The 13,521-nt window shown below is 41.5% G+C and carries 10 protein-coding genes; 7 read left to right on the top strand and 3 right to left on the bottom strand.

Annotated elements, in window-relative coordinates; translation table 11 throughout:
- Window positions 1–138: 138 nt before the first annotated feature.
- The 3 genes from nrdF to nrdH all read right to left on the bottom strand — a co-directional run bounded on the left by nrdF (window position 139) and on the right by nrdH (window position 3,714).
- Entirely contained in the window at window positions 139–1,098 is a 960-nt protein-coding gene (gene nrdF, locus ADI76_RS05785; RefSeq protein ID WP_037608336.1) for a class 1b ribonucleoside-diphosphate reductase subunit beta, read from the bottom strand.
- Window positions 1,099–1,221: 123 nt separating this feature from the next.
- Complete coding sequence (gene nrdE, locus ADI76_RS05780; RefSeq protein ID WP_049515090.1) at window positions 1,222–3,381, bottom strand: class 1b ribonucleoside-diphosphate reductase subunit alpha; 2,160 nt, start codon at window positions 3,379–3,381, stop codon at window positions 1,222–1,224.
- A 114-nt stretch (window positions 3,382–3,495) separates the two neighbouring features.
- On the bottom strand, window positions 3,496–3,714 hold the full coding sequence (gene nrdH, locus ADI76_RS05775) for a glutaredoxin-like protein NrdH (protein ID WP_003006408.1): 219 nt from the start codon (window positions 3,712–3,714) through the stop codon (window positions 3,496–3,498).
- Window positions 3,715–4,190: 476 nt separating this feature from the next.
- On the opposite strand from nrdH, the gene ADI76_RS05770 reads away from it, so the two are divergent.
- The 7 genes from ADI76_RS05770 to ADI76_RS05740 form a co-directional block, all read left to right on the top strand.
- Window positions 4,191–4,454 (top strand): phosphocarrier protein HPr, encoded by a 264-nt coding sequence (locus ADI76_RS05770; protein WP_003006411.1) that lies wholly within the window; start codon window positions 4,191–4,193, stop codon window positions 4,452–4,454.
- Window positions 4,455–4,458: 4 nt separating this feature from the next.
- The gene (gene ptsP, locus ADI76_RS05765) at window positions 4,459–6,192 is read left to right on the top strand and encodes a phosphoenolpyruvate--protein phosphotransferase (RefSeq protein ID WP_049515089.1); all 1,734 of its coding nucleotides are present in this window, start codon (window positions 4,459–4,461) and stop codon (window positions 6,190–6,192) included.
- Between the two features lie 340 nt (window positions 6,193–6,532).
- Window positions 6,533–8,440 carry a 1,4-alpha-glucan branching protein GlgB gene (gene glgB / locus ADI76_RS05760; RefSeq protein WP_049515088.1) on the top strand — a complete coding sequence of 636 codons (1,908 nt, stop codon included), beginning with the start codon at window positions 6,533–6,535 and terminating at the stop codon, window positions 8,438–8,440.
- A 50-nt stretch (window positions 8,441–8,490) separates the two neighbouring features.
- Window positions 8,491–9,633, top strand: coding sequence for a glucose-1-phosphate adenylyltransferase (locus tag ADI76_RS05755; protein ID WP_003002477.1), 1,143 nt, complete (start codon window positions 8,491–8,493; stop codon window positions 9,631–9,633).
- Window positions 9,623–10,759, top strand: a complete 1,137-nt coding sequence (gene glgD / locus ADI76_RS05750) for a glucose-1-phosphate adenylyltransferase subunit GlgD (RefSeq protein ID WP_049515087.1) — start codon at window positions 9,623–9,625, stop codon at window positions 10,757–10,759. The genes ADI76_RS05755 and glgD overlap by 11 nt, the downstream gene beginning before the upstream one ends.
- Window positions 10,759–12,186, top strand: a complete 1,428-nt coding sequence (glgA, locus tag ADI76_RS05745) for a glycogen synthase GlgA (protein ID WP_049515086.1) — start codon at window positions 10,759–10,761, stop codon at window positions 12,184–12,186. The genes glgD and glgA overlap by 1 nt, the downstream gene beginning before the upstream one ends.
- A gap of 234 nt (window positions 12,187–12,420) precedes the next feature.
- Window positions 12,421–13,521, top strand: a 1,101-nt coding sequence (locus ADI76_RS05740; RefSeq protein ID WP_049515085.1) for a G5 domain-containing protein, incomplete at its 3' end; no start/stop codon positions are given.

The following is a 13,521-nucleotide window of genomic DNA, read 5'->3' as shown; positions in this document are numbered from 1 at the left end:
CACTGCGTCTTGCTCGACAATCCAAAGACAATTGAGAGGCTAGGACTTTTGTCCCAGCCTCTTTTTTCAAAATAAGAAGCGGATCCAATCAGAAAAAATTGCAACAAAAAAACCTTTCCGTCTGGAAAGGTTTTTGTTCTATAGTCCGTAATTGTAATCGTCATCCTGCATGGCTTCTACTTCACCGAGAAGGTAACCATTTCCGACTTGAGAGAAGAAGTCGTGATTGGATGTTCCGGTTGAGATCCCGTTCATGACGATTGGGTTAACATCATCTGCTGAGTCAGGGAAGAGCGGATCTTGTCCCAAGTTCATGAGGGCTTTATTAGCGTTGTAACGAAGGAAAGTCTTGACTTCCTCTGTCCAGCCAACACCGTCATAGAGGCTCTCTGTGTAGCCTTCTTCGTTTTCATAGAGGGTGTAGAGTAAGTCATACATCCATTCTTTGAGTTTTTCTTGTTCGTCTTCTGGTAATTCGTTAAATCCGAGTTGGAATTTATAGCCGATATAGGTTCCGTGAACTGATTCGTCCCGAATGATCAACTTGATGATCTCAGCCACGTTGGCCAACTTGTTGTTTCCAAGATAATAGAGCGGTGTGAAGAAACCAGAGTAGAAGAGGAAGGTTTCAAGAAAGACGCTGGCTACTTTCTTTTCTAGAGGAGTACCATTGAGGTAGATTTCATTGATGATTTCTGCCTTCTTTTGAAGGAAAGGATTGGTATTGGTCCATTCGAAAATCTCTTCGATTTCTGACTTGGTATTCAAGGTCGAAAAGATAGAAGAGTAAGACTTAGCGTGGACAGATTCCATAAATTGGATGTTGTTAAAGACGGCTTCTTCATGAGGCGTACGAATATCTGCACGAAGAGCTTGCACACCCGTTTCAGACTGCATGGTATCCAAGAGCGTCAATCCACCAAAGACTTTACCAACTAGGTCTTTTTCTTTATTAGACAACTTTCTCCAGTCATCCAAGTCGTTTGACAAAGGAATACGTGTATCCAACCAAAATTGTTCGGTTAGTTTTTCCCAAGTAGATTTATCGATGACATCCTCGATGGCATTCCAGTTAATGGCTTTGTAGTAAGTTTCCATTTGAAATCTCTTTCTTTTTCTAATTCATTCGATCATACAATCATTATTATTTTAACACAATTGTTAGAATACCGCACAAAAAGTCGGCGAACCGACTTTTTGGTAGCAATGGATCTGAGTGTCTTAGATGACACAGCTTTCACATTGGTTGGCACCAACTTCTCCACCATCATCTGTAAAGGTACGGACATAGTAGATAGACTTGATACCCTTGTTAAAGGCGTAGTTACGAAGGATAGATAAGTCACGAGTGGTTTGTTTGTTTTCAGTTTTCCATTCGTAAAGACCTTTTGGAATGTCACTGCGCATAAAGAGGGTCAGTGAAAGACCTTGGTCTACGTGCTCAGTTGCGGCAGCATAGACATCGATGACTTTGCGCATATCCATGTCGTAGGCAGAAGTGTAGTATGGAATGGTATCTGTTGACAATCCAGCTGCAGGGTAGTAGATCTTCCCGATTTTCTTCTCTTGGCGTTCTTCAATCCGTTGTGTGATTGGGTGGATAGAAGCAGAGACGTCATTGATGTAGCTGATAGAACCATTTGGTGCAACAGCCAAGCGATTTTGGTGGTAAAGACCATCTGCTTGAACCTTCGCACGCAATTCTGCCCAGTCTTCTGCACTAGGGATGAAAATATCTTTAAAGAGTTCTTTGACGCGATCAGATTTTGGTACAAATTCTCCAGTCGTGTACTTATCAAAGTAGCTACCGTTGGCATAGTCTGATTTTTCAAAGTTGTGGAAGGTAATGCCTCGTTCACGTGCGATATTGTTTGATTCTACGAGAGTCCAGTAGTTCATGAGCATGAAGTAGATGCTCGTAAACTCAACAGATTCAAGTGATCCATATTCAATCAATTGTTGCGCAAGGTAGCTATGAAGTCCCATGGCTCCAAGACCAAAGGTATGCGCAAGGCTATTTCCGTGGTCGATAGTAGGAACAGCGACGATATGAGAACTATCAGTGACGAAGGTCAAAGCACGGACCATGGCACGAATAGAACGTCCAAAATCAGGTGAAGTCATCATGTTAACCACGTTGGTGGAACCAAGGTTACAGGAGACGTCTGTTCCCATTTGGACAAATTCTTGGGCATCGTTGATCAAGCTTGGCTCTTGAACCTGGAGGATCTCTGAACACAAGTTACTCATGATGATTTTCCCATCAACTGGATTTGCCCGGTTAGCAGTATCGATGTTAACTACATATGGGTAGCCAGATTCTTGTTGCAATTTTGAAATTTCAGTTTCCAAATCACGGGCCTTGATTTTTGTCTTGCGGATGTTTGGATTAGCAACCAACTCATCGTATTTTTCAGTGATATCGATGTAGTTGAATGGCACTCCGTATTCACGCTCTACAGAGTATGGGCTGAAGAGATACATTTCTTCATTCTTACGAGCCAACTCGTAGAACTTGTCTGGTACGACGACGCCAAGTGAAAGAGTCTTAACCCGAACTTTTTCATCGGCGTTTTCTTTCTTAGTTGAAAGGAAGGCGATGATATCTGGGTGGAAGACATTGAGGTAAACCACCCCAGCCCCTTGGCGTTGTCCCAATTGGTTCGAGTAAGAGAAGCTATCTTCGAAGAGTTTCATAACTGGAACGACCCCAGAAGCGGCTCCTTCATAGCCCTTGATCGGTGCTCCAGCTTCGCGAAGATTGCTGAGGGAGATCCCAACCCCACCACCGATACGAGAAAGTTGAAGGGCAGAGTTAATAGAGCGTCCAATCGCATTCATGTCATCAGTTACTTGGATCAAGAAACAAGAAACCAATTCGCCGCGGCGGGCACGTCCAGCATTTAAGAATGAAGGAGTAGCTGGTTGGTAACGTTGGTGGATGATTTCGTTTGCAATGTCTAGTGCGATAGCTTCATTTCCATCCGCAAAATAAAGAGCATTAAAGAAGACGCGGTCTTCCATACTTTCAAGATAATATTCTCCATCGTTTGTTTTCAGAGCGTATTGGTTATAGAATTTATAAGCCGCCATGAAGGACTTGAATTGGAAGTTTTGGTCTTTGATAAATTGGGCCAATTCCTCTAAAAATTCAGGACGATATTTCTCGATAAAAGCTCTCTCAATGTAATTGTGCTCGAGAAGGTACTGAATCTTGTCTGTAATCGAGTCAAAGGCTTTAGTATTTGGTACAACATTTTCTTTAAAGAAAGCATCTAAAGCTTCTTTATCTTTATGAAGCATGATTTGGCCGTTTACTGGACGGTTGATTTCATTGTTAAGACGAAAATACGTCACATCTTCAAGAGATTTTAATCCCATAATAATCCTTTTCTAGTTCAAAAAAATGAAGAGGAGAAGTCCTCTCTTTACAAGTAAAAAGTCTAGTGTTAGGTTGCTAACGCTAGACCCTATTTAAGCAAAATACTGTGTTTATTAAGAAAGTTTCTTCAACTTAGCTGGTTGAAAACCAGAAAATACTTCATCCGGTGTTTGAATAACTGGAGCAGCATTGAAGCCAAGGTTCTTAACATGCTCTACAAATTCTGGCTGTTCATCTAAGTTAATTTCGCGGTATTCCACGTGATTGCTATCGAGGAATCGTTTGGTCATTTTGCACTGAACACAATTATTTTTTGAATAAATGGTTACCATTTCTTTTTCGTTCTCCTATCGAAATATAAATCTGTAAACAGTATAAACAAAATCCAGCAACTTGTCAACAAAATAAAACTAAATATTGTGCAAAGATATGAAATGGGGTTTTTAAAACACAATATATTGTGGTGAACGGAAATTGAAAAATTCCAAGAAATGGGATAGGAATAGGCTTTAAAGCATCTTTAATTAGTTATAATTTTTTGGTGAATCAATATCCTGTGGTACACTTGCTTCTTTTTATTTGAAAGCGGAGGAAAATGTTACTTATAATATAGTAGAAAATTGAAAAGATTTGTTCTCCATTCTTCAGTAGCTTCTTAGAATGTATCTAAATTGGGATTTTTCGCAGTCTTTTTCTGTAAGTCAGTGATAAAAATCTTGAAAAAAATTTCAAAAGATGATATAATACCAAATTGTAAGGGTTATCAAAAGGTAACTTAAAAACTATTTTTTAAAAGGAGAGTCCAATTATGGCTTCTAAAGATTTCCACATCGTGGCAGAAACAGGTATCCACGCACGTCCAGCAACTTTGTTGGTTCAAACTGCTAGCAAATTTGCATCAGACATCACTCTTGAATACAAAGGTAAATCAGTTAACTTGAAATCAATCATGGGTGTTATGAGCCTTGGTGTTGGTCAAGGTGCTGACGTTGTAATTTCTGCTGAAGGTGCTGACGCTGATGATGCGATCGCAGCTATCTCAGAAACAATGACTAAAGAAGGATTGGCTTAAAAATATGACAAAAATGCTAAAAGGAATTGCAGCATCTGACGGTGTTGCCGTTGCTAAGGCATATTTGCTCATTCAACCAGACTTATCATTTGAGACTGTTTCAGTCGAAGATACAAGTGCAGAAGAAGCTCGTTTGGATGCAGCTCTTGAAGCTTCACAAAACGAGCTTTCTCTTATTCGGGAGAATGCAGTAGCAAGCCTTGGTGAAGAAGCAGCGCAAGTTTTTGATGCGCATATGATGGTTCTCGCTGACCCTGAAATGATTGGTCAGATCAAAGAAACGATTCGTACGAAAAAAATCAATGCAGAGGCTGGCTTGAAAGAAGTCACTGACATGTTCATTGCAATCTTTGAAGGAATGGAAGACAATCCTTACATGCAAGAACGTGCAGCAGACATTCGCGATGTTACCAAACGTGTCCTTGCCAACTTGCTTGGTAAGAAATTGCCAAACCCTGCTTCTATCAATGAAGAAGCAATCGTGGTAGCGCATGACTTGACACCATCTGATACAGCTCAGTTGAACAAAAAGTACGTAAAAGCCTTTGTTACTAACATTGGTGGACGTACAAGTCACTCAGCTATCATGGCGCGTACACTTGAAATCGCAGCCGTTCTTGGAACAAATAACATCACAGAACTTGTCAAAGATGGTGATGTTTTGGCTGTTTCAGGTATTACTGGTGAAGTAGTGATCAACCCAACTGAGGAACAAATCGCAACCTTCAAAGCGGCTGGTGAAGCTTACGCTAAACAAAAAGCTGAATGGGCTCTCCTTAAAGATGCTCAAACAGTTACTGCTGATGGAAAACATTTCGAATTGGCTGCTAACATCGGTACACCTAAAGATGTTGAAGGTGTAAATGATAATGGTGCAGAAGCTGTTGGTCTCTATCGTACAGAATTCTTGTATATGGATTCTCAAGACTTCCCAACTGAAGATGACCAATATGAAGCTTACAAAGCAGTTCTTGAAGGTATGAACGGTAAACCTGTTGTCGTTCGTACAATGGATATCGGTGGGGATAAAGAACTCCCTTACTTCGATCTTCCTAAAGAAATGAACCCATTCTTGGGTTACCGTGCTTTGCGTATTTCTATCTCTGAAACTGGTAATCAAATGTTCCGTACACAATTGCGTGCCTTGCTTCGTGCATCTGTTCACGGTAAATTGCGGATCATGTTCCCAATGGTTGCTTTGTTGACGGAGTTCCGTATGGCTAAAGGTATTCTTGAAGAAGAAAAAGCTAAATTGCTTGCTGAAGGTGTTGCCGTTGCAGACGATATCCAAGTAGGGATCATGATTGAAATCCCAGCTGCTGCAATGCTAGCTGATCAATTTGCTAAAGAAGTTGATTTCTTCTCAATTGGTACAAACGACTTGATCCAATACACAATGGCTGCTGACCGTATGAACGAACAAGTTTCATACCTTTACCAACCATATAACCCATCAATCCTTCGTTTGATCAATAATGTGATCAAGGCAGCTCACGCAGAAGGTAAATGGGCTGGTATGTGTGGTGAAATGGCCGGTGACCAAACAGCTGTTCCACTCCTTGTCGGAATGGGCTTGGATGAGTTCTCCATGTCAGCGACATCTGTTCTTCGTACACGTAGCTTGATGAAGAAATTGGATACAGCTAAAATGCAAGAATACGCTAACCGTGCTCTGACTGAATGTTCAACCATGGAAGAAGTGCTTGAACTTTCTAAAGAATACGTGAACGTAGACTAAGAATGAATCAAATACTAAGACATATCTGTCTTAGTATTTTTTTTGTTTTTTTACTTTTTTTATAAAAATGTTCATTTTATTCGTAATAAACTAGTTAGTAATAAAAACATTGACTAAAATGTTCGGTTTTTTGTTTAAATTTCCTTAGATATGTAGTATAATCGTAAGTAAGGGCAGGAGGAAAGCGAAGGAATGCAGTAAAAGGTTCGGAAAAGAAAATGAAAGAACTTTTCCTGATAAATTTACATGATTTTCCTGGAATCAACTTGAAAATTAATTGATTTTATAGTAAAATAAAAACAATTAGAAAACGCTTTCAAAAAATAAAAGAGGTGAGTATATGGATAGAAGCACAGACTTATGGACATTTGGAAGAGGGGATAATTTCCAGCTTCAAGAGTATTTAGGTGCTCACAAGGAAACAAGGGGAGAACAAGAAGGGTATGCCTTCCGTGTTTGGGCTCCCAATGCCCAGGCGGTCGATCTGATTGGTGACTTTACTGATTGGGAAGCACGGAAAATTCCAATGGTTCGTAATGAAGGAGGCGTCTGGGAAGTTTTCTGTTCAGATGCAAAAGAGGGAGATATATACAAATATTTGGTGACACGAAATAATGGTCATCAGGTTCAAAAAATTGATCCTCTAGCGTTATGGATGGAAAAACGACCCAATACAGGGTCTATCATTAAGACCATTCCGGAAAAGAACTGGAAAGACGGTCTTTGGAGAGCACGCCGTAAAAAATTTGGTTTTAAGGAACGACCTGTTAATATTTATGAGGTTCACGCAGGATCGTGGAAACGTAATGAGGATCACAGTTCCTATACCTTCAAACAACTAAAAGAAGAATTGATTCCATATTTGGTGGAGATGAACTACACCCACGTGGAATTTATGCCAGTGATGGCCCATCCATTGGGCTTGAGTTGGGGCTATCAGCTCATGGGATATTTTGCACTCGAGCAGACTTATGGTAGCCCAGAAGAGTTTCAAGACTTCGTGGAAGAATGCCACCTCAACAATATCGGAGTGATCGTGGATTGGGTACCAGGACATTTCATTATCAATGATGATGCCTTGGCTTATTATGATGGAACACCAACCTTTGAATACCAGGATGAACATCGTGCCCATAACTACGGATGGGGAGCCTTGAACTTCGATTTAGGGAAGAATCAAGTCCAGTCATTCTTGATTTCTAGTTTGAAGTTTTGGATTGATACCTATCATTTAGATGGGATTCGGGTCGATGCTGTGAGCAATATGCTCTATCTTGACTACGATAGCGGTCCATGGACACCAAATATTGATGGTGGAAACCTCAACTACGAAGGCGTTCATTTCCTTAGACGGTTGAATGCGATTATCAAGAACGAACATCCAGATGTCATGATGATTGCAGAAGAAAGTTCTGCTGGTCAAAAGATCACGGGTCCTGAAGAAGAAGGTGGACTTGGCTTTGACTATAAATGGAATATGGGTTGGATGAATGATATCCTTCGATTCTACGAAGAAGATCCCATCTACCGGAAATTTGACTTTAACCTGGTAACCTTTAGTTTCATGTATGCATTTTCTGAAAACTTCTTACTACCATTTTCACACGATGAAGTGGTGCATGGTAAGAAGAGTTTGATGCATAAGATGTGGGGAGATCGGTACAATCAATTTGCTGGACTCCGTAACCTCTTGACCTATCAGATTTGCCATCCAGGTAAGAAATTACTCTTTATGGGTTCAGAATTTGGTCAATTTTTGGAATGGAAGTCAGAAGAGCAACTGGAATGGGGCAATTTAGAGGATGAAATGAATGCTAAGATGCGTCGTTTCACTTCTCAGCTCAATCATTTCTACAAAGAACACAAGGAATTGTGGGAGATTGATGATAGCTTTGATGGCTTAGAGATTATTGATGCAGATAACCGGGATCAGAGCGTCTTGTCTATGATCCGGAAAAATCGTAAAGGCGATCTTTTGGTTTGCGTCTTCAATATGTCACCAGTAGAACGCAAGGACTTTACGATTGGTGTGCCTGTATCAGCGGTCTATGAAGAAATTTGGAATACAGAATTAGAAGAATGGGGAGGTGTCTGGAGAGAGCACAATCCGACAGTTCAGTCTCAAGATGGACTGTGGAAGGATTATGAACAAACTTTGACCTTTACTTTGCCGGCTTTAGGGGCTAGCATTTGGAAGGTGAAACGGAAGGTTCGCAAAACGAAATCTAAAACATCAGATAAAAAATGACGATCGGTTGACTCTAAGGGAGTCCAAGCTTTAAAAAGAGGAAGTAGTCAATGAAGAATGAAATGCTCGCTTTAATTCTTGCCGGAGGGCAAGGAACACGTCTTGGAAAATTAACCAAAAACATCGCGAAACCTGCGGTTCAATTTGGTGGGCGCTATCGGATTATCGATTTTGCTCTCTCAAACTGTGCCAACTCAGGAATTCACAATGTTGGTGTGATTACACAGTATCAACCACTTGCCCTTAACAGCCATATTGGGAATGGTTCCAGCTGGGGCTTGGATGGAATCAATACGGGTGTGTCTATTCTCCAACCTTATTCAGCTAGTGAAGGAAATCGTTGGTTTGAAGGAACTAGCCATGCGATTCTTCAAAACATCGACTATATCGATAGCATCAATCCGGAATATGTCTTGATTCTATCTGGGGACCACATTTACAAGATGGATTACGATGACATGCTTCAAGCGCACAAGGATAATAACGCAAGTTTGACCGTTGCAGTCCTAGATGTACCTTTGAAGGAAGCAAGCCGTTTTGGAATCATGAATACAGATGCCAATAATCGGATTGTCGAATTTGAAGAAAAACCAGCTGAACCAAAATCAACTAAGGCTTCCATGGGGATTTACATCTTTGACTGGGCTCGTCTGCGCAATATGTTGGTTGCTGCTGAAAAGAGTGATATCGATATGTCAGACTTCGGTAAAAATGTCATTCCAACGTATCTAGAATCAGGCGAAAGTGTTTATGCTTATGAATTCAATGGTTATTGGAAAGACGTTGGTACGATTGAGTCTCTTTGGGAAGCCAATATGGAATATATCGATCCAAATAATGCCTTGGATAGTCGCGATCGTCACTGGAAAATCTATTCACGCAACCTTATTTCACCACCAAACTTCTTTGGAGAACATGGTCACATCGAAGATTCTCTTGTCGTCGACGGTTGTTCGGTAGACGGTACAGTCAAACACTCCATCTTATCAACAGAAGCTCAAGTTCGTGAAGGAGCAGTTGTTGAAGATGCTGTCGTGATGAGCAATGCCATTATCGGTAAAGGAGCTGTCGTGAAACGCGCGATTATCGGAGAAGGTGCAATCATTGCAGAAGGTGTCGTGATTGATGGAACAGAGGAAGTACAAGTTGTCGGTTACAATGAAAAAGTGGGGGTAGCAACAGATGAAGATTGATAAATATTCAGCCATTTTAGGAAATACAGTTGGGTATCATGATATGTCCACTTTGACCAGCCATCGTCCGGTAGCCTCCCTACCGTTTGATGGGAAATACCGCTTGATTGACTTCCCGTTGTCTAGTCTTGCGAATGCTGGTATTCGTAGTGTTTTTGGGATTTTCCAACAAGAAAATATTAGTTCGGTCTTTGACCATATTCGTTCAGGTCGTGAGTGGGGCTTGTCTACTTTATTGAGCCACTATTACCTCGGAATCTATAATACTCCAGTTGAAAATACAACGGTAGGGCCAGAATACTACCAACAATTATTGACCTATTTGAAACGGTCTGGTTCCAACCAAACAGTTGCTTTAAACTGTGATGTTTTGATGAATATTGACCTCAATCAAGTTTTCCACTTGCATAATAGCGTTGACCGTCCGATTACAGTTGTTTACAAAAAGTTGCATCTTCAAAATATCTCTGAAGTCAATGCTGTCTTGAAAATTGATGAAACAGACCATGTTACAGAGCAAAGACTTTTTGATGGCAAGGATCCTGACGAAGTCTACAACATGTCAACAGATGTCTTTATTGTGGACACTCCTTGGTTGATTGAAAAAATTGAAGAAGAAGCCAAGAAAGAATACCCACAAAAATTGCGCTATATCTTGCGTGATTTGGCAGTGGAATACAATGCTTTTGCCTTTGAATATACAGGCTACCTTGCCAATATTCATTCAGTGGAATCCTACTACCAGGCAAACTTGGATATGTTGGAAAACCAAAAATTCATGAAGCTCTTTTCACCAAACCAAAAGGTGTATACGAAAGTGAAGAATGAAGAACCAACGTATTATTCCAAGACATCACATATTAAAACGTCTCAATTTGCTTCGGGTAGTATTGTAGAAGGAACCGTTGAACGTTCCATTGTTTCACGTCGGGTACACCTTCATCAAGGTTCAGAGGTCCGCAGTAGCCTTCTCTTCCCTGGTGTTGTCATTCATGAAAATGCAATCGTCGAACATGCCATTCTGGATAAGGGTGTTGAAGTGGCTGCTGGTGTGACGATTCGTGGGACAGAAGAAGCACCTGTCGTGGTTAAAAAAGGAACGATTGTTACAGAGGATATTGTCTAATGAAACTTTTATTTGTTGCAGCTGAAGGAGCACCGTTTTCTAAAACAGGGGGGTTGGGAGACGTCATTGGCGCTCTTCCTAAATCCTTAGCTAAAAGTGGTCATGATGTGCGCGTGATCCTCCCATACTATGATATGGTAGAGGCAAAATTTGGGGATCAAATCGAAGATGTCTTGCATTTTGAGACCAAAGTTGGCTGGAGAAGTCAATATGTGGGTGTGAAACGCATTGTGCGCGATGGCGTCACCTTTTACTTTATTGATAACCAACACTATTTCTTTAGAGGCCATGTGTATGGTGACTTTGATGATGGCGAACGCTTTGCCTTCTTCCAGCTTGCGGCCTTAGAAACGATGGAACGGGTTGACTTCATTCCAGATGTTCTTCATGCCCATGATTACCATACGGCGATGATTCCTTTCTTGCTGAAGGAGAAATACCGTTGGATTCAAGCTTATCATGGGATTAAGACAGTATTGACCATCCATAATTTGGAATTCCAAGGTCAGTTTGACCCAGGAATGTTATGGGATCTATTCGGAGTGGGATTTGAACGCTATGCAGATGGAACGCTTCGGTGGAATGATTGCCTGAACTGGATGAAAGCTGGTATTCTATATGCTGACCGTGTAACAACCGTTTCTCCTAGCTATGCGCAAGAGATTATGACTGCTGAATATGGTTGTGGCTTGGATCAGATCCTTCGGATGGAGTCTGGCAAGGTGACCGGTATTGTTAACGGGATTGATGCGGATCTGTATAATCCTGAAACGGATCCACTCTTGACTCATCACTTCAGTCTCTCAGATCTTTCAGGTAAAGCAGCTAGTAAACGAGCTCTTCAAGAACGTGTCGGTCTACCCGTCCGCGATGATGTACCTTTGTTTGGGATCGTCTCTCGTTTGACACGCCAAAAAGGCTTTGACGTTGTGGTAGAAGAGTTGCATCAACTCTTGCAAAAGGATATTCAGATTGTCTTGCTCGGTACAGGAGATCCTGGATTTGAAAATGCCTTTGCTTGGTTTGGTCAAGCCTACCCAGATAAACTTTCAGCGAATATCACATTTGATGTCCAATTGGCTCAAGAAATCTATGCAGCGTCGGATGTCTTCTTGATGCCAAGCCGCTTTGAACCATGTGGCCTTTCTCAAATGATGGCCATGCGTTATGGAACCCTTCCTCTGGTGCATGAAGTCGGCGGACTTCGAGATACGGTCCAACCGTTTAATGCTATTGATGGAAGTGGAACAGGCTTTAGTTTCAATAATTTGTCTGGCTATTGGTTTAACTGGGCAGTTGATGAAGCCTTGGCTGTCTACTACAATGACAAACAGGCTTGGTATGGTCTCCAAGAGCAAGCTATGACGCGTGACTTCTCATGGGATACGGCTAGTCAACGATACAATGATTTGTACCAATCCTTATAAATAGATCTATAATACAAACGCCTTTCGAGGCGTTTTTTTGTGTTGCTTTCTTCCTATAAAGAAAACCGTTTATATTTTTGAGTTTTAGAGCTTGCTAAAATAGAAGAAAAAAGATAAGATAGGTAAAGGTAAAAAATCCCGGGAAGGTTCTTATTTCTGGAAAGGATCCCAGCCTCTCTAATAATAATCAGGTCCCTGCTCGAGGGTTAAATATTACTATATAGGAATTTTAGGATGAAAAAAGCGAAACAAACGTTTGAAAAAATGACCAAATATTCGATTCGAAAATTATCTGTCGGTGTTGGTCCGGTAGCCATTGGAGCCTTTTTATTAGGAGGAAGCTTGTTAGGAGCTCGTCCTGTCCAAGCAGATCAGGTGACCCTACCTGATCATGTGCACTTAGGATATGTGACAGAAGAAGAGCTGACCGCTGAAGAAAAAGCACAGGTGATTCATGCAATCCCTGAAGAGTATCAAAATGAAGATACTTTCTATCTCGTCTATAAGAAGAAGGAAGCAATTCAGTCGGTTCTTCCTCAAACAGGAAATCAGGAAGTCGCCCTTTTTGGGCTAAGTCTAGCCACTGCTTCCTTTGCGGTCCTCTTACTCTCTAAAAAGCACCGGAAGAAGGTCATGGGCGTCCTTTTGATTGGAGCCATGGGACAAAGTCTTCTACTTCCAGTTGAAGTCGCAGCCCTACAAAATCAAGTTTTGCGCGCCTATAATCAGGATCTTGCGATCGCATCGAGCAAAGATCTTGCAAATGGTGTGATTCAAATTGACGGCTATGACTATGTTGGCTATCTGCGCTACCCGTCAGTCCAAAAGACGAGCTTACAAGAGCCAAAGGCTATGCAGGAAACGAAACCTTCTGTAGAAGGAACGATCAAAACAAGTACAGGGATTCCACAAGTGGAAGCACAAGCGCGTGTAACCCCAGAAGTCGCTCCAGCCTTTCCTCAAGTTGAAAAACCAAGCCTGGAAGTCTCTACTGAGCCTGTGCCATTTGAAACTGTCAAACAAGCTGATCCTACATTACCTAAAGGGCAAACCAAGGTGCTGACTGCTGGTCAAAATGGGGAGCGGACCCTATTGACAGAAGTGAGTGTGGTAGATGGACAAGAAGTTCGTAGAGTCGTTGAAAGCAAGGTCACTAAAGAACCAGTTTCACAAATTCTTGCTGTTGGGACAAAAGAAGATGCCCAACCAACCCCTCAACCCAGCCCTTCTCCAGTTGTAACGGCTAAGGGGACACAAGAAGAAGGCCATGTTGGCGAAGCCCCTGTTCAACCAGAGAACCCAGCCTATACAGGTGTGGTGGAAGCCAAAGGGACA

The sequence above is a fragment of the Streptococcus parasanguinis genome, from assembly GCF_001074805.1.
GTDB classification, from domain to species: Bacteria; Bacillota; Bacilli; order Lactobacillales; family Streptococcaceae; genus Streptococcus; species Streptococcus parasanguinis_A.
The sequence above is the reverse complement of the archived record's forward strand: the minus strand, read 5'-3'. Positions and strand labels throughout refer to the sequence as shown.

Coding starts and splice junctions, on each gene's coding strand:
- ptsP (WP_049515089.1), top strand. CDS start 4,459: ATGACAAAAATGCTAAAAGGAATTGCAGCATCTGACGGTGTTGCCGTT.
- nrdE (WP_049515090.1), bottom strand. CDS start 3,381: ATGGGATTAAAATCTCTTGAAGATGTGACGTATTTTCGTCTTAACAAT.
- ADI76_RS05770 (WP_003006411.1), top strand. CDS start 4,191: ATGGCTTCTAAAGATTTCCACATCGTGGCAGAAACAGGTATCCACGCA.
- glgD (WP_049515087.1), top strand. CDS start 9,623: ATGAAGATTGATAAATATTCAGCCATTTTAGGAAATACAGTTGGGTAT.
- glgA (WP_049515086.1), top strand. CDS start 10,759: ATGAAACTTTTATTTGTTGCAGCTGAAGGAGCACCGTTTTCTAAAACA.
- nrdH (WP_003006408.1), bottom strand. CDS start 3,714: ATGGTAACCATTTATTCAAAAAATAATTGTGTTCAGTGCAAAATGACC.
- nrdF (WP_037608336.1), bottom strand. CDS start 1,098: ATGGAAACTTACTACAAAGCCATTAACTGGAATGCCATCGAGGATGTC.
- glgB (WP_049515088.1), top strand. CDS start 6,533: ATGGATAGAAGCACAGACTTATGGACATTTGGAAGAGGGGATAATTTC.
- ADI76_RS05755 (WP_003002477.1), top strand. CDS start 8,491: ATGAAGAATGAAATGCTCGCTTTAATTCTTGCCGGAGGGCAAGGAACA.